The sequence below is a fragment of the Novosphingobium profundi genome, assembly GCF_018491765.1.
Classification (GTDB): domain Bacteria; phylum Pseudomonadota; class Alphaproteobacteria; order Sphingomonadales; family Sphingomonadaceae; genus Novosphingobium; species Novosphingobium profundi.
The window spans coordinates 43,672-59,160 of record NZ_JABWCU010000019.1; the positions used below are offsets into that span (position 1 = coordinate 43,672).

Consider the following 15,489-nt stretch of genomic DNA (forward strand, 5'->3'; position numbering starts at 1 on the left):
CGGGCTGGCAATTCCGGGGCTCGTGAAAGGCGCGCCAGGCAATCGGCGGGATCGCCCCTCGGCGATCGCCTTGGAGGCAGTAACAAGGACGAGACAATGGATTTGAGCAAGCGCTCGCGGGTGAGTTGGCGGGGCTATATCCCGGCGATCACGACGCCCTTCATCGACGAGAACCAGCTCGACGAGAAGGGACTCGGCCTCCTCCTCGAATGGCTCGTCGATCAGGGCATGCATGGATTGGTGCTGGCGGGTACGACCGGCGAATGGACCGCGATGCGCCCCGAGGAGCGCATGCGTCTCTTCACGCTCGCGGGGCAGCAGGTCGGCCGCAAGGTACCGCTGATCGCGGGTTGCACCAGCTTCACCGCGCGCGAGAGCATCGCCTACGCGCGCCACGCCAAGGACGCCGGCTGCGATGGGATCCTGCTGACGCCAACACCTTACGTGCGCCCGCAGGCCGACGAGATAGTCGCTTTCTACGAAGAAGTCGGCGCGGCGATCGACTTGCCGATCTGCGTCTACAACTGGCCGCCGGGCACGGGCATCGACATGGACCCCGCGCTGCTCGCGCGCCTCGCCGAGATCGATGCGGTGGTCGCGATCAAGCAGTCCACGCCGGATTTCACACGCTTCGCCGAGACCTTCTTCGCGCTCAAGGACAAAGTGCGCGTGTTCGGCTTCCCGATGAACGAACTTGGCCTCAGCCTGCTGCGCGTCCACGAAGGTGACGGCACGATGGGCGCGGGCGGTGTGCTCGGGCGCAACCAGAGCGGCTTCTACGACAAGCTCTGGGCGGGCGACATCGAGGGCGCGCGCGCCTGCGGCCTGAAGGACCGCGTGCTCATGCGTGACTGGTACACCCCCGATCTCATCGGCCGCTTCGGCTCGGGGCCGGCGATCCTCAAGGCCGCGCTCGATGCCATGGGCCTGCCCGGCGGCCCTGTGCGCGGCCCGCTCAGGCCGGTTGGCGGGGCCGACCGCGAACGTATTGCGGAGACCTTGCGAAACCTCGATATGCTGTGACGATGACGCCCGGCAGTTCTCATCCCGATATCCTGATCGTTGGTGGCGGCCTGCTGGGCTGCGCGAGTGCCTGGCACCTCGCGCGGCGGGGGCTGCGTGTGGCGCTGGTCGAGCAAAGCCAGGTCAACGCGGGGGCATCGGGGCAGAACGCGGGATCGTTGCATTTCCAGATCGAGCGGCGCTTTCTCGAGCAGGGCGAGGAGGCGGCGTCCGACGCGGCGCGGATCGTTTCGCTCAACCGTCTTGCCATCGCCGAGTGGCAGGGGCTCGAGGACATGTTGGGACGCGGTCTCGACATTGCCATGCACGGCGGGTTGATGGTGGCCGAGACCGAGGCCGAGATGGCGCTCCTGGCCTTCAAGGTGGCGCGCGAGAACGCGCTGGGGCTGCCCACTCGCCTGCTCGACGCGGATGAACTGCGCGCGCGCGCGCCGTGCCTTTCGCCGCATCTCGCCGGGGCGGCCTGGCTCGCCGAGGAAGGCCATGCCAATCCGCGGATCCTTGCCGGGGCCTTCGCGCAGCAAGCCGCGCGCGAGGGCGCGGTGATCGCCTGCGGGGCCCGGCTCACCGGGCTCGCGATGCAGGCCGATGGCCAGTACCGCGCGACGATCGAGGGCCTCGATGGCTTGGGTGAAGTGACCACCCCGCGTGTCCTTCTGGCCAGCGGGCACTGGTCGGCACGGTTGGCGGGCCTGCTCGGGCTGAACCTGCCGCTGTACCCGGTCCCGCTGATGATGAATGTCACCGAACGTGGCGAGCAGGTGCTGCCCTTTCTTGTCCAGCATGTGGGTCAGCGTCTGTCGATGAAGCAGTCCGAGGACGGCAATTTCCTGATCGGCGGGGGCTGGCCCTCGCGTTTCCGGCGCAGGGCCGATGGCTTGCCCGACCTCGACCGTCCGGGCGAGATCGTCGAGGCGAACCTTCTCGGCAATCTCGCGGTGGCCGCGCGCGTGATGCCGGGCCTTGCCGCGCGCAGCCTTCTGCGCAGCTGGACGGGCACCACCTGCATCTCGGCCGACCAGTTGCCGCTGGTGGGCGAGGTCGGCAAGGCGCCGGGGCTTTTCGTCGCGGCGGGCGGTTCGCTCTTCACGCTGGGGCCGGTGCTCGCGCGCCTGCTGGCGCAGACGATCGTCGATGGTCGCCCGGCGGATGAGCTCGCGCTGTTCCTGCCCGACCGCTTCGCCCACCTCAACGCTTTCGCGGTGCTGCCGTGAGCGGCGCGCGGCGGATCGAGGAGGGGGTGCGACGCCCCGATCGCGTCACGCTGAGGCTTGATGGCGCCGACCTTGCCGCCTGTCCCGGCGAGAGCGTGCTGGCGGCCCTGGTCGCAAGCGGCGCGCGGCGTCTGCGCGACGACCGCGAGGGCACCGCGCGCGGGGCGTTCTGCAACATGGGTACCTGCTCGGAATGCACGGTCTGGGTCCGCAAGGGCGCCGCAGCCTGGGTGCGCCGCCGCGCCTGCCTGGTCCCGGTCGAAGCGGATCTTTGCGTGCTTACGCACGCTCCGGAGGCGACATGAACGCATCCATGTCTTACGACGTCGCCATCGTCGGCGGCGGGCCTGCCGGCATGGCGGCGGCCGAACGAACGATCGGCGCGGGTCTCTCGACCTGCCTCATCGACGAGCAACCGCGCCTTGGCGGGCAGATCCTGCGCCAGCCGCCCCCGGGCTTTGCAGTGACCGGCTGGCAATCGGGGCGGCTCTACCGCGCGGCACGCGCGCTGCTGGCGCGGGTCGAGCGGCTTGACGCGTTCGACTTTCGGGCCGGTCACGCGGTGCTCGGGGTTGGTGCCGGGCACGCCGAGGAGGGGGGCTTCGCGCTCAGCGTGCAACCCCTGGCCACGGGCGGGGTGGAGCGTATCGACGCGCGCCGCGTGATCGTGGCGGGCGGGTGCTACGACATGCCGGTGGCGTTTCCCGGCTGGACCCTGCCCGGAGTGATGAGCGCGGGCGCGGTGCAGACCTTGCTCAAGAGCCCGCAAGTCCTGCCGGGCGGGCGCATCGCGCTTTTCGGCACGCATCCGCTGATGATCGTGCTCGCCGAACAGATTCTGGCGGCGGGCGGCGAGGTTGCCGGGGTCCACTTTGCGCAGCCGCGCCGCGCAATGCTGGCCGCGCTGGGGCCGAGGTTGCCGGGGGTCCTGCGCGCCTGGCGGCCCTTGCTCGAGGGCGCGCGCGGACTGGCGAACCTGCGGCAGGCGGGCGTTCCGGTTCATTTCGGGAGCGCGATCGTGCGCGCCGAGGGGGGCGATGCGCTCGAGGCGATCACGCTTTTGCGGGCCGGGGGGCGCGAACGCGTCGCCTGTGACGTCGCTGCGATGTGCTATGGCTTCCTGCCGCAATCGGACCTCGTGCGCCAGGTGGGGGCGGCGGTGCGCTGGGCGCCTGGTCCGGGCGGGTGGGAAACGCTTTGCGACGAAGGGATGCGCAGTTCGCTCCCCGGGCTCTATGTCGCGGGCGAGACGGCCGGTGTGGCCGGGAGCGACGTCGCCATGCTGCGCGGGGCTCTCGCCGGGGTGACGCTTGCCTGCGATGCCGGAGCGCTGGATGAGGTCGAAGGCGCGCGCGTCGCGGCGGCGCTGCGCGCGCGTATCGCGCGGCTCGCACCGTTCACCGCCATGTTGCGCGAGCTTGCCGATCCGCAGGCCTATCTGCCCGAGCCCGAGCTCGAGACGCTTGTGTGCCGCTGCGAGGATGTCTCCGCGCGCGCCCTCGACGCGGCGATCGCGGCGTGTGCCGAGGGCGACGACGGGTTCGGCGCGAGCGCGGTCAAGCTGCGGTGCCGCGCCGGGATGGGGCTGTGCCAGGGGCGTTCGTGCGAGCATGCGGTGATCCGCCGGATCGCCCGGGCAAGCGGGCGGGAGGCGGCGCAGGTTGCCGGCTTTACCGCGCGTTTCCCCGCCCGCGCGGTACCGATCGCCGAACTTCTGGAGCGCGACGCACCGGCCCGGTGAACGTGCGTCGTGACCGTTCGTCGTGACCGGGCGTCGTGACCGGGCCGCGCGAGCAGCGTCTTTTTCGCAAGCCGATCTTCGCGCAAGTCCACCTAGCCAGAACATGGGGTGCGCAAGCCGCGCTAGTTTGCGCGCGCGACAATGAAACAGGATGACGACCACATTGAACGCAGACCTCGCTCCTGAGACGATCAGGACCGCGACGAAAGCAGACTAAAGAATACGTGCAGCGCCCAGGCCAGCGCCAGTTCCGGTTGCTGGGGTGCAACGACAACAAGGATCGCCAGTCGGACGATCCGCGCGAAGTTTCAGGGATTTGGAACCAGCAATTCATCTCGTGCCCGGCATTCGCGCGGGCGCGCTGTCCAACATGTCGATGAGGGTTGATAGATCAAGATGCGAAATTTGACCGTGTTTTCCACCAGGGCACTCGTTTCGGCCGCGATCCTGTGTGCGGTTGCCGGCGGCGCCGCCTTCTCGGCACCGGCCATGGCACAGGCGAACGACGAAGCCGACGCGACACCCAACGAGATCACCGTGACCGCGCGCAAGCGCAACGAGACCGCGCAGACCGTCGCCGATCCGATCAGCGTGGTCACCAGTGCCAAGATCGCCAACGCCGACTTGCGCACGCTGCAGGACGCGGTGCGCCTGACCCCCAACCTCGTCGTCCTCGACGGCCTCTATCCGGGCTACAAGACGATTTCGTTCCGCGGCTTCACCACGCTGGGGCGTGACGGCGAGTTTCCCTTCGCGACGATCGTCGACGGCGTCGTCCAGCCCGGGCAGATGTTCTTCCAGCAGGACCTCGTCAACGTCCAGCAGATCGAGATCCTGCGCGGGCCCCAGGGCACGCTTTACGGCGGCGGCGCGATTGCGGGCGCGATCAACATCGTCACCAAGAAGCCCACGAACGAATATACCGGCAACGCCTCGTTCCAGTACCTCAACGGCGACGAGAAGCGCGCGCTGGTCGGGCTGTCGGGGCCGATCGTCAAGGACAAGCTCTATTTCTCGACCGGCGCCAGCGCCTACAAGACCGACGGCCTCGTCGACAACCTTGCCAACGCGAAGAACGCCGACTTCGGCAAGGGCCTGACCACGCGCAGCTCGCTGATCTTCACGCCGACCCAGGACCTGACTTTCGCGCTCAGCGCCTCGACCACCGACAGCAAGACCGGTGGCCTGTGGCTGGCCGCGGTCGACAACGACGAGTTCAAGGACGTGACGCCGCTGCCCAGCGAGAACCAGGCGGGGATCGTGCGCAGCAAGCTGCGTGCCTACTCGTTCAAGTCCGACTGGTCGCTTCCCGGCTTCGCCACGCTGACCGCAGTGACCGCCTATTCGCGCGGCCGCGAAGCCACCACGGCGGACGCGGACTACACGGCCGAGGACAACGCCTCGCAGACCGTGCACTTCGTCGACACCACCTGGTCGCAGGAACTGCGCCTGACCTCCGATGGTTCAGGGCCGCTCAAGTGGAACGTGGGCGGCTACTACCAGGACGAGAAGCGCGATTACCAGAGCAGCTACGATCCGGTCGGCGGTACCTCGAGCTACAACGACAACTTGCGCCATTACGAGACTTTCGCGCTGTTCGGCCAGGTCTCCTATGATCTGACCGACCGGCTCGAGGCGACCGGCGGCTTCCGCTACGACTGGGAGGACCAGTCCTACTTCGACCGCCTGACCGGCCAGATTCTCAAGCAGAAGTTCAGCGAGCCGCAGGGCAAGGCATCGCTCTCGTACAAGGTGAGCCCCGACTTCTTCACCTACCTCACTTACTCGCGCGGCTATCGCAAGGGCGGGTTCAATCCCAGCAGCAGCGCCGAATCGCTGCTCTATTACAACCCGGAAACCGCCGACAACTTCGAGTGGGGTTTCAAGAGCGACTTCCTGGGCAACATGGTGACCCTGAACGGCGCGCTGTTCTACACCAACTTCAAGAACCAGCAGTTCTCCACCTCGCGCGTGGTCGAGAACGTGGGCATCTTCACCGCGATCTCGAACGTCGGCAAGACCCAGGTCATGGGTGCGGAAGCCGAGCTTTCGGTGCGCCCGATGCGCGGCCTCAGCCTCAGCGGCTCGGTCGGCTATTCCGACGTCAAGATCAAGGACTACCTCCCCGAGGATCCCGACGGCTACCACGACAACGTGATCCCGCAGATCTACCGCTTCACCGCGCAGGCAGGGATCGACTACGAGGCGGACCTGACCGACGCGCTCAAGTTCGTGGCGCACGGAGACATGTCGCATCGCGGCAACGTCTACTGGGACGTGGCGAATTCACTCGAGACCGGCCCCAAGACCTTCTTCAACGCCAAGGTCGGCCTGGAATACGGCCAGTATTCGCTGGCCTTCATCGGCCGCAACCTCAGCAACGAGCGCACGCCGATGGCGGTGGGCGCGGGGGCCCTCAACGACGGCGCGACGACGCTGGCGAGCTACAACTCGCCGCGCCAGTACGGCGTCGAGGTTGGCCTCAAGTTCTGATGTAGTTAAGGCCGGCGGCGAGGATGTCGCCGCCGGCCTTCGCGCTTTCGCCCAATTGCAAGAGTACCCAGCGTTGCATCGCAGAGATATTCTCCAGTGGATCGCGGCCGCGGCCTTCGCCGGCCCGGCCATGGCGCAGGACATGACCGGCATGGCCGGCCATGCGATGGCGAGCCGCGACAGCGTTCCCCCGCCACCGCCCCACACGCCCTTCGCTCCAGCCCGCCACGCGGCGCTCGAGCGGCTCGTCCAACTGGTCATTCCGGCCGACGACACCCCGGGCGCCCGCGAGGCCGGGGTCCCCGCCTTCATCGAGATGATGCACCAGCACTGGATGAACGAGGAGGAGCGCCGCCGCTGCGACGCCGAACTCGACCTCGTCATGGCCGCTTTCGCCTCGGGCGCGGCGATCCCCGCAGCGCTCTACGAAGGTGCGCGCTTCAAGGCACCGACCCTGCGCAAGCTGACGATCTATGGCTACTACACCAGCGAAGTGGGGGCGAGCGAGGAGCTGACCCTCAACCTCGTGCCCGGCGCCTACGACGCCTGCGCGCAAGTCGGGGCACAAGATCGCGCGCCTTCGCTCAATTCCTGGGGCATTGCGCTGAGCCTCGCCAATCCGGGAGCCTTGTGATGGATGCGGACGTCATTGTCGTGGGTTCGGGGATATCGGGCGGCTGGGCCGCCAAGGAACTGACCGAACGCGGGTTCTCGGTGCTCCTGCTCGAGCGCGGGCGCCACATCGAGCCGGGCACCGACTACGTGACCGAGCACCTGGCGCCTTATGAAATGCCCTATCGCGGCTTCGGCGATCGCCAGCGCTACGCACGCGACTTCAAGGTCCAGTCGCACCTTGCAGGGCTCTCGGACGCGAACGATCACTGGTTCGTCAACGACACCGAGAATCCCTACCAGACCCGCCCCGAGGCCGAATTCACCTGGATCCGAGGCTACCACCTGGGCGGCCGCTCGATCACCTGGGGGCGCGCCTCGTTTCGCCTCAGCGATCTCAACTTCTCCGAGGCCGGCAGCGACGGGCACGGCATCCGCTGGCCGATCGGCTACGCCGACCTCGAACCCTGGTATTCCCACGTCGAGCGCTTCATCGGGGTCAACGGCGATCGTGACGGCATTCCTTCGTTGCCCGACGGCGAATTCATGCCGCCCCACGGGATGAATTGCGCCGAGGAGCATGTGAAGCAGGCCATCGCCGCGCGCTTCGACGGCCGGCCGATGATCAACGAGCGCAGTGCGGTGCTGACGAAGGCCATCGGCGATCGCGCGCCCTGCCACTATTGCGGCCCGTGCATCCGGGGCTGCTCGACCGGCTCCTACTTCAGCAGCGAGAGTTCGACCCTGCCCGCCGCGCGCGCGACGGGCCGCTTGAAGGTGATGACCGACGTGGTGGTCGATGCGCTCGTCCACGACCAGGCCAGCGGGCGCGTCACCGGGGTGCGGGTGATCGATGCGAAGAGCCGAAAGCGCAGCACGCTGGCGGCGCGCGTGGTGTTTCTCAACGCCTCGACGCTCGGCTCGACGCAGATCCTGCTCAATTCGATCGACGCCGAGACCGGACGCAGCTTCGCCAACCGTTCGGACGCGCTCGGGCGCTACCTCATGGATCACGTGATGGGGCCCTTCGGCACCGCGACGATCCCGGGCTATCTCGACCGCGAACCGCTCGGCAACCGGCCGAGCGGCATCTACATCCCGCGTTTCCAGAATCTGGCGGGGCAGGACAAGCCCTTCCGGCGCGGCTATGGCTACCAGGGCAGCGCCGCGCGCGCGATGTGGACGCGTGGCAGCAGCGGCGAGGACATCGGCCTTGCGCTCAAGCAGCGCCTGCGCCAGCCCGGCCCCTGGCAGATGTTCATCGGAGCGATGGGCGAATGCATGCCCTATGCCGACAATCGTGTGACACTGTCTGACAAGGTCGACGCCTGGGGTCGGCCCCAGCTCGACGTCGCGTTCCACTGGCACGCCAACGAACTGGCCATGGCCAGGGACATGGCGAGCGAGGCGCGCGCGATGCTCGAGGCGGCCGGGGGAACCGACGTCGTTACCGGCGACGCGCTCGGCCCGGGTGGCCTCGCGATCCACGAGATGGGCACCGCACGCATGGGCCACGATCCCGCCGAGGCGGTTCTCAACGCGCACAACCAGTGCCACGATGCCCTCAACGTCTTCGTCACCGACGGGGCCTGCATGACCGCCTCGGCGGCGCAGAACCCCTCGCTGACCTATATGGCGCTGACCGCGCGTGCGGCTGCCTTCGCGGCGGACCAGATGAAGCAAGGAACGCTGTGATGACTGATTTCGACCTTTCGCGCCGCAGGCTCCTCGGTGCGGGCGTGGCGCTGGCGGCTGGCGCGACGCTGGGGGCAGGCCCAGCCTTCGCCAGGACTCCCCGCCGCCCGCTCGGCATCCAGCTCTACACGCTGATGACGTTGCTCGACGCCGATTTCGAGGGCACCGTCGCGAAAGTGGCGAAGATGGGCTACACCGAGGTGGAGACGCTGGGCAGTTTCGGGCGCAATCCCACCTACGTCCACGAGGTTTTCCAGCGTTACGGGCTTCGCTCGCCCTCGCAGCACATCATGCCTCCGGGGCTCTACGAGGTCTTCGACGACGGCGTGGCCGGGCGGATCGACCGCGCGACGTTCGAGCGCAAGTTCATCGAGGCCTTCGATTTCGACCATGTCGAAGGTCTGATCGAGGCCTGCGCGCTCCAGGCCGCGGTGATGGAGCAGAAATACATCGTGTGGCAGATCAGCTGGCCCTCGCAGCTCCAGTCGCGCGAACAGATCGACACGCTCATCGCGGCGCTCAACCGTGCCGCCAGGGCCGCGCACGATCGCGGCTTCCAGCTCGCCTACCACAACCACGACCAGGAATTCAAAAAGGTCGGCACCGACGTGCCCTACGACCTGATCCTGCAGGGTACCGACCCTGAGCTGCTCAAGTTCGAGATGGACCTGGCCTGGGCGACCAAGGCGGGGATCGATCCGCTCGCCTACTTCAAGGCTTACCCGAACCGCTTCCGCATGCTGCACATGAAGGACGTCGCCGCCGACGGCAGCGTGCGCGATCCGGGCGCGGGCCTGGTCGATTTCAAGCGCATCATCCCGGCGGCCGAAAAGGCGGGCGTGGAACATTTCTTCGTCGAGTACGACGTGCCGACCGACCCGCTGCGCACCTCGGGCGATGCCTATAAGTACCTAGCGCCGATGCTCTGAGTATCGCCACCGCCAAGCCTAGCGAGACATGCAAAAAGAAAGGGCCCGGCCGCTGCGTGCGACCGGGCCCTTTTCGTGTCGGGAGCCGCCGGTGTCAGGCGTTTTCGGGGCGTCCGATCACCTCGAAGCGGGCGATCTTGCCCTCGCGGAAGTCGGCACGGGCCATGCACACTTCCGAGCCGCTCTTCTCGCCCGCTGTGAACGTGCAGCGGTACTGGACGAAGCCCTGCTCGGCATCGCTCAGCGTGGCGATGACCGGGGTGACGAGCGCGACATGGTCGCACTTGGCGCGGATCCGCTCGAAATGGGCGCTGATGCCTTCGGGTCCGGTGCCGCGCACGCCGCCATCGACGATGAAATCGGCATCGTGGGTGAAATGTCCGGCGAAGCCCTCGGGGGTGAAGCCTTCGCCTTCGAAGGCGCCGTTCCACCAGTCGAACATGCGGGTGATGGGGTTCTGGCTCATGTAATCTCCGTTGTCTCGAGAAGCCGGGCGTTGCCGCGCGTGGCGGCGGCGCGTTCGGCGAGGAAGAGGAAGACCATCGCGGCGAGGAGCGCATCGACGGTGGGGGCGTGGGTCAGCTCGACGAGGCCGAGCCCGAAGTTCGCGCGCGGAAGCGTGGCGATGCCGACGGCGATGCCGAAGATCCACGCGCCGAGCGGCGCCAGCCGGAACGCCGGGATCGCGGCCGCGTGATCGGTGTAGCGCGCGCGGCCCATCAGGAAGTCGGCGACATAGGCGCCCGACATCGGCGCGATCAGGAGACCCATGAAGGTCAGCCAGACGATGAAGTGGCCCAGGATGTCCGCAGCCGCGAGGCAGGTGCCCAGCACGCCCGCGACGACCGCGAGCTGCCAGCGCTCGCGCCCCGGGAACAGCGCCGAGAGCGCGAGCGCGGAGGCGTAGAGGTTCTTGTCGTTGCTGGTCCAGGTGGCGAGGATGATGATCAGCGTGCCGGGCAGCGCTATCCCGGCCGCCAGCATCGTCGCGACGAGGTCCGCGTTGCCGTAGAGCGTGCCGAGCGCGGCGGCGAGGATCAGCAGCAGCGGGAAGGCGACGGCGTAGTTGATCGTCATCGCCACCGCGTTGTCGCCGGAGGTCTTGAGGAAGCGGCTGAGGTCGGGGTTGATCGAGCAGCCGAACACTTCGGCGCCCACCACCACCGAGACGATCATGCCAAGGCCCATCGGCTCCGTGATCGCGCGCGCGGCGAACAGCCCGGCCACGCCGTGCCGGTCAAGCCCGATGCCGAGCGGCACGAGCGTCGCGAGCAGCAGCAGCGGCACGCTGACGAAGGCGATCTTGCCCATCGCCTTGACCCCGATCACCGCGGTCGAGGCAATCAGCGTACCGACCAGCACGATGCCCAGGCGCTCGTCGAGTTCGTAGCCCAGCTGCGTGCGCAGGATCGCGGCCACGCTCTTGACGAGGATCTGCGTCTGCAAGCCGAACCAGCAGAACGAGGTCAGCACCATCATCGCCACGATCGCGAGCGAGCCGCGTCGCCCGAAGGTGCGCTGGATGATCATTGCGGTGGGCAGGCGCGCGACGAGGCCCACGTGGCCCGTCAGCACCCCCCACAGGCCGAGCAGCACGCTGCCCAGGATCACGCCCGCCACCACCGTCGGGAAATCGGCGTGCTGGCCCAGCTGCCCCCCGAAGGCGAAGAAGGGAACCGAGATCGAGACGCCGACCAGTACCATGGTGAGAAAGGGCCAGCGGCGCAGCTCGCTGGTTTCGGGTGGTCGCTCCGGATTGCGCTCGATGAGCCCCGCGACCTTGCGCATCAGGTTCTTCAAAAATCAGTCTCCAGCCCGCATGCGGGTCAACGTGTTGGCCCTGATCGTGGCACACGTGGCCCCACTCGCAAGGGGTGAGCACGGGTTTTGCGCGAGGTGCAATGACTTCGCGAATTCTTGGGCCGTTGTTCGCATATCATCCTCGCCAACCAGGTTGCGAAACAGATCCGGGAATGCGTTGAATGAAGAGATACCGCGTCGCCGTCGACATCGGCGGCACCTTTGTGGATTCGATCCTGTTCGATTCCGAGACCGGAACGACCCGCCTTGCCAAGGCCTCGACGACGCCCGATGAGCCCGTGCGCGGCGTGCTGGCCGCGCTCGACCGGCTGGGCGTCTCGCTGGCGGACACCGAGTTGTTCGTCCACGGCACCACGCTGGGGCTCAACGCCGTGATCGAGCGGCGCGGGGTGGAAACCGGCATCATCACCAACGCGGGCTTTCGCGATATCTTCGAGATCGGCCGCGCCGACGTGCCCGCCGCCTCGATGTACGATTACCGCTACCAGCGCGAGCAGCCGATCGTGAAACGGCGCAACCGCTTCGGCGTGGGCGGGCGCATGGACGCCCGGGGCAACGAAGTCGAGCCGCTCGACGAGGCGGCGGTGCTGGCGGCGGCGGGTACGCTGGTCGAGGCGGGGATCCGCTCGGTCGCGATCTGCTTCCTGCACTCCTACCGCAACCCCGCGCACGAGGAACGCGCGGCGCAGATCATCCGCGAGGCCTATCCCCAGCTCGCCGTTTCGGCCTCGAGCGCGATCACCCGCGAATACCGTGAGTACGAGCGCACCGCGACCGCGGTGGTCGATGCCTACATCAACCCGATCTTCAACGACTACGTCGGACGTCTCGAGAACGGTCTGGTCGATGCGGGCTTTGCCGGAAAGCTGCTGATCATGCGCTCGGCCGGCGGCGCGATGACCGCCGAGACCGCGCGCCAGGCGCCGATCTACACCGTCCTTTCGGGACCGGCGGGCGGCCTCATCGGCGCGGGGCAACTGGCCAAGGCGATCGGGCGCGACCGGGTGCTGACGCTCGACTACGGCGGCACCAGCCTCGATGCCGCGGTGATCGAGGACGGCAACCCGCTCGTTATGCACGAGGCGCCGCTTGCCGACCTGCCCGCGCTGATCCCGATCTTCGACATCCGCTGCATCGGCGCGGGTGGCGGCTCGATCGGCTGGGTGCAGGAAGGCCTGCTCCAGGTCGGCCCGCAGAGCGCGGGATCGCAGCCCGGTCCCATCGCCTACGGCAAGGGCGGCACCGAGCCGACGACTACCGATGCCGCGCTGATCCTGGGCTTCCTCGATCCCGCGACGTTCCTGGGCGGCACCGTCGACCTCGATGTTCCCGCCGCGCGCGAGGGCATGAAGACGCGCGTCGCCGATCCGCTGGGCATCGACATCGACCGTGCGGCGGCGGGCATATTCGACGTGCTGGTGGCCCGCACGGCAGGTGCCATCCGCGAGATAACGGTCGAGCGCGGGCGCGACCCGCGCGACTTCTCGATGCTCGCGTTCGGCGGCGCGGGGCCGCTGATCGCGCCGCTGATCGCGCGCGAAGTCAACAACTTCGAGATGATCGTGCCCAATTCGCCGGCGGTGTTCTCGGCCTGGGGCATGCTCATGTCGGACATCGTCACCGACATCGCGCTGACCCAGTTGCGCTTGCTCGAACCCGGCGCGCAGGAACCGGTCGAGACGGCCTTCGCGGCGCTCGTCGAGCAGGCCCGCGAGGAGCTCGAGGGCCAGAGCACGCCCGGCACCGAGCACCGTTTCCTCAAGCTCGTGGAATGCCGCTATGCCGGGCAGGAGCACGCGCTCGAGATCGAGATGGAGGAGGGCGAGGATCTTGCCGCCCTGCGCCAGCGCTTCGACGCGCTCCACCGCGAGCGTTATGGCCATGCCATCGACGGCCCGGTCCAGATCGTCACGCTGCGCGTTCGCGCGAGCGCGGTCATGGCCAAGCCCACGCTGCCGGTCCTTTCGCCTGCGAGAGGCCCGGTCAGCGAGGCCGAGGTCGGATCGCGCGAGGCGTTCTGCTTCGCGCTGCGTGCACGCACCCCCTTTGCGGTCTACGATCGTACGAAGCTGGGCGCCGGCCACGCCTTCGAGGGCCCGGCCATCGTCGAGGAAGGCACCACCACCACCGTCGTCCACTCCGACCAGAGCGTCACCGTCGACGAACACGGCCATCTCATCATCCGCAGGAAGTCCGCATGAGCACCCAGACCCAGCTTGACGGGGCGACCGTCGAGGTCATTCGCAGCTATCTCGTCTCGGCCGCCGAAGAAATGCGCCGTACCCTGATCCGCACCGCCTTCAACCCGGTGATCTACGAGGTGCTCGACTTCGGCATCTCGATCTACGACGCCGACCTCGAACTGATCGCGGATGCGCCGGGCCTGGCCTTCTTCCTGGGCGCCAACGACTACGCGATCCGCAAGGGCGTGGAGTTCGCGGGCGCCGAGACGATGCGCCCGGGCGACATCTTCATCATGAACTACCCCTACTGGAACTCGGCGCACGCGCTCGACGCGACGCTGTTCGCGCCGGTCTTCGCCGAAGGGGAGGACAGGCCCTTCGCCTACACCTGCATCCGCGCGCACTGGATGGACCTGGGCGCGAAGGACCCGGGCTACGTGCTCGATTCGACCGACATGCACCAGGAAGGCCTGATCTTCCCCGGCACGCGCATCTACAAGGATGGCAAGCCGGTGAAGGACATCGTCGACATCATCAAGTTCAACTCGCGCATGCCCGGCCCGGTGATGGGCGACCTCGATGCGCAAGTCGCCGCGACGCGCACCGGCGTCGAGCGCCTGAACGCGATCCTGGCCAAGTTCGGCCGTCCTTCGTTCGACGAGGCGATCGGGCGTATCAAGACCGCGAGCGACAGCCTCGTGCGCCGCGCGCTCGCCGAACTGCCGCGCGGGACCTGGGAGGCGGGCGATCTCGTCGACGATGATGGGCTGACCGACGATCCGGTGCCGATCCACGTCAAGGTGACGATCGACGAGGAGGGCCTGACCTGCGATTTCTCGGGATCCTCGGACGCGGTGCGCGGCCCCATCAACATCCCGATCGGGCTCACCGAGACGATCTGCAAGTTCGTGCTCAAGTCGCTCACGTCGGCGCAGCAGCGCAACAACGCGGGCTCGTTCCGCGCGCTCAAGGTGATCGCGCCCGAGGGTAACCTGTTCCACGCGGTCTATCCCGCGGCGACCTTCACCCAGTGGCCCGCGCACCTCGCGCTCGAACTGGTCTACAAGGCGCTGGCGCAAGGCATGCCCGAGCGCATCGCGGCCTGCTCGGGCGGGGACACGCTGGGCTTCATGATGATCGGTACCGATCCCCAGACCCGCGCGATGTATGCGGTCTCGAACAACGAGCCGGTGGGCTGGGGCGGCAGCCAGGGGCTCGACGGCATCAACGCCACCAACCACATCTCGGGCAGCCTCGTGCGCAATACGCCGACCGAAGTGATCGAGATGAAGACCGGCATGATGATGGAGAGCTTCGAGATCGAGACCGATTCGGGCGGTGCGGGCGAACAGCGCGGCGGGGCCGGGACCCGACGCCTGATCCGCTTCACACAGGACGGCGAATTCCTCTCGATCACCAAGCGCTCCAAGGAAAAGCCCTGGTCGCTCGGCGGTGGGCAACGCCCGGAGACCAACGAGATGATCGTGCACCTGGGCGAGCCCGACGAGAAGCGCGTGGGTACCTACCGTATGGGCGTGAAGGTCGGGGACAAGGCCATCGCACGCGGCGCGGGCGGGGCGGGCTATGGCCGTCCCGAGCACCGCGATCCCGCCGCCGTGCTGGGCGACGTGCTGGACGGCTACGTCTCGCGCGAGGCGGCACGCGAGGTCTACAAGGTGGTGCTTGCCGGCGACGCGCTCGACCTGGCCGCGACGGTGGCGCTGCGCGCGGCCTGAGCGGGCGGCGCAGGCCGCGAAAGGGCCCGCCGGAGCGATCCG

Annotated in this window: 12 protein-coding genes; 10 read left to right on the forward strand and 2 right to left on the reverse strand. The window is 67.9% G+C overall.

Translation table 11 applies throughout. The features are described 5' to 3' along the window. Window positions 1-96 precede the first annotated feature (96 nt). From HT136_RS20330 to HT136_RS20365, 8 genes are all read left to right on the forward strand, one after another. Window positions 97-1,023: a dihydrodipicolinate synthase family protein gene (locus HT136_RS20330; RefSeq protein WP_214201686.1), complete on the forward strand. Its 927-nt coding sequence runs from the start codon at window positions 97-99 to the stop codon at window positions 1,021-1,023. Between the two features lie 2 nt (window positions 1,024-1,025). Beyond that, window positions 1,026-2,237, forward strand: coding sequence for an NAD(P)/FAD-dependent oxidoreductase (locus HT136_RS20335; RefSeq protein WP_214201744.1), 1,212 nt, complete (start codon window positions 1,026-1,028; stop codon window positions 2,235-2,237). A 26-nt stretch (window positions 2,238-2,263) separates the two neighbouring features. After that, window positions 2,264-2,542 (forward strand): 2Fe-2S iron-sulfur cluster-binding protein, encoded by a 279-nt coding sequence (locus HT136_RS20340; RefSeq protein ID WP_214201687.1) that lies wholly within the window; start codon window positions 2,264-2,266, stop codon window positions 2,540-2,542. Then, window positions 2,539-3,978 (forward strand): FAD-dependent oxidoreductase, encoded by a 1,440-nt coding sequence (locus HT136_RS20345; protein ID WP_214201688.1) that lies wholly within the window; start codon window positions 2,539-2,541, stop codon window positions 3,976-3,978. The genes HT136_RS20340 and HT136_RS20345 overlap by 4 nt, the downstream gene beginning before the upstream one ends. A gap of 411 nt (window positions 3,979-4,389) precedes the next feature. Next, a complete protein-coding gene (locus tag HT136_RS20350; protein ID WP_343222264.1) occupies window positions 4,390-6,471 on the forward strand; it encodes a TonB-dependent receptor in 2,082 nt (693 codons plus the stop codon). Window positions 6,472-6,544: 73 nt separating this feature from the next. Next, a complete protein-coding gene (locus HT136_RS20355) occupies window positions 6,545-7,105 on the forward strand; it encodes a gluconate 2-dehydrogenase subunit 3 family protein (protein WP_214201690.1) in 561 nt (186 codons plus the stop codon). Then, entirely contained in the window at window positions 7,105-8,778 is a 1,674-nt protein-coding gene (locus HT136_RS20360) for an FAD-dependent oxidoreductase (protein ID WP_214201691.1), read from the forward strand. Before HT136_RS20355 ends, HT136_RS20360 begins: the two co-directional genes overlap by 1 nt. After that, window positions 8,778-9,707, forward strand: coding sequence for a sugar phosphate isomerase/epimerase family protein (locus tag HT136_RS20365; protein ID WP_214201692.1), 930 nt, complete (start codon window positions 8,778-8,780; stop codon window positions 9,705-9,707). Before HT136_RS20360 ends, HT136_RS20365 begins: the two co-directional genes overlap by 1 nt. A gap of 94 nt (window positions 9,708-9,801) precedes the next feature. On the opposite strand, the gene HT136_RS20370 is transcribed toward HT136_RS20365, so the two are convergent. Next, window positions 9,802-10,173 (reverse strand): nuclear transport factor 2 family protein, encoded by a 372-nt coding sequence (locus tag HT136_RS20370; RefSeq protein WP_214201693.1) that lies wholly within the window; start codon window positions 10,171-10,173, stop codon window positions 9,802-9,804. Beyond that, window positions 10,170-11,507 (reverse strand): purine-cytosine permease family protein, encoded by a 1,338-nt coding sequence (locus tag HT136_RS20375; RefSeq protein WP_214201694.1) that lies wholly within the window; start codon window positions 11,505-11,507, stop codon window positions 10,170-10,172. Before HT136_RS20375 ends, HT136_RS20370 begins: the two co-directional genes overlap by 4 nt. A gap of 182 nt (window positions 11,508-11,689) precedes the next feature. Here HT136_RS20375 and HT136_RS20380 point away from each other — a divergent pair, with 182 nt between their 5' ends. Next, window positions 11,690-13,729: a hydantoinase/oxoprolinase family protein gene (locus HT136_RS20380; RefSeq protein WP_214201695.1), complete on the forward strand. Its 2,040-nt coding sequence runs from the start codon at window positions 11,690-11,692 to the stop codon at window positions 13,727-13,729. Further along, complete coding sequence (locus HT136_RS20385) at window positions 13,726-15,447, forward strand: hydantoinase B/oxoprolinase family protein (RefSeq protein WP_214201696.1); 1,722 nt, start codon at window positions 13,726-13,728, stop codon at window positions 15,445-15,447. The genes HT136_RS20380 and HT136_RS20385 overlap by 4 nt, the downstream gene beginning before the upstream one ends. Window positions 15,448-15,489 lie beyond the last annotated feature (42 nt).

Excerpts from the sequence above, each read along its gene's own strand:
- HT136_RS20335 (WP_214201744.1), top strand. The coding sequence starts at position 1,026 with ATGACGCCCGGCAGTTCTCATCCCGATATCCTGATCGTTGGTGGCGGC.
- HT136_RS20365 (WP_214201692.1), top strand. The coding sequence starts at position 8,778 with ATGACTGATTTCGACCTTTCGCGCCGCAGGCTCCTCGGTGCGGGCGTG.
- HT136_RS20360 (WP_214201691.1), top strand. The coding sequence starts at position 7,105 with ATGGATGCGGACGTCATTGTCGTGGGTTCGGGGATATCGGGCGGCTGG.
- HT136_RS20345 (WP_214201688.1), top strand. The coding sequence starts at position 2,539 with ATGAACGCATCCATGTCTTACGACGTCGCCATCGTCGGCGGCGGGCCT.
- HT136_RS20385 (WP_214201696.1), top strand. The coding sequence starts at position 13,726 with ATGAGCACCCAGACCCAGCTTGACGGGGCGACCGTCGAGGTCATTCGC.
- HT136_RS20370 (WP_214201693.1), bottom strand. The coding sequence starts at position 10,173 with ATGAGCCAGAACCCCATCACCCGCATGTTCGACTGGTGGAACGGCGCC.
- HT136_RS20380 (WP_214201695.1), top strand. The coding sequence starts at position 11,690 with ATGAAGAGATACCGCGTCGCCGTCGACATCGGCGGCACCTTTGTGGAT.
- HT136_RS20330 (WP_214201686.1), top strand. The coding sequence starts at position 97 with ATGGATTTGAGCAAGCGCTCGCGGGTGAGTTGGCGGGGCTATATCCCG.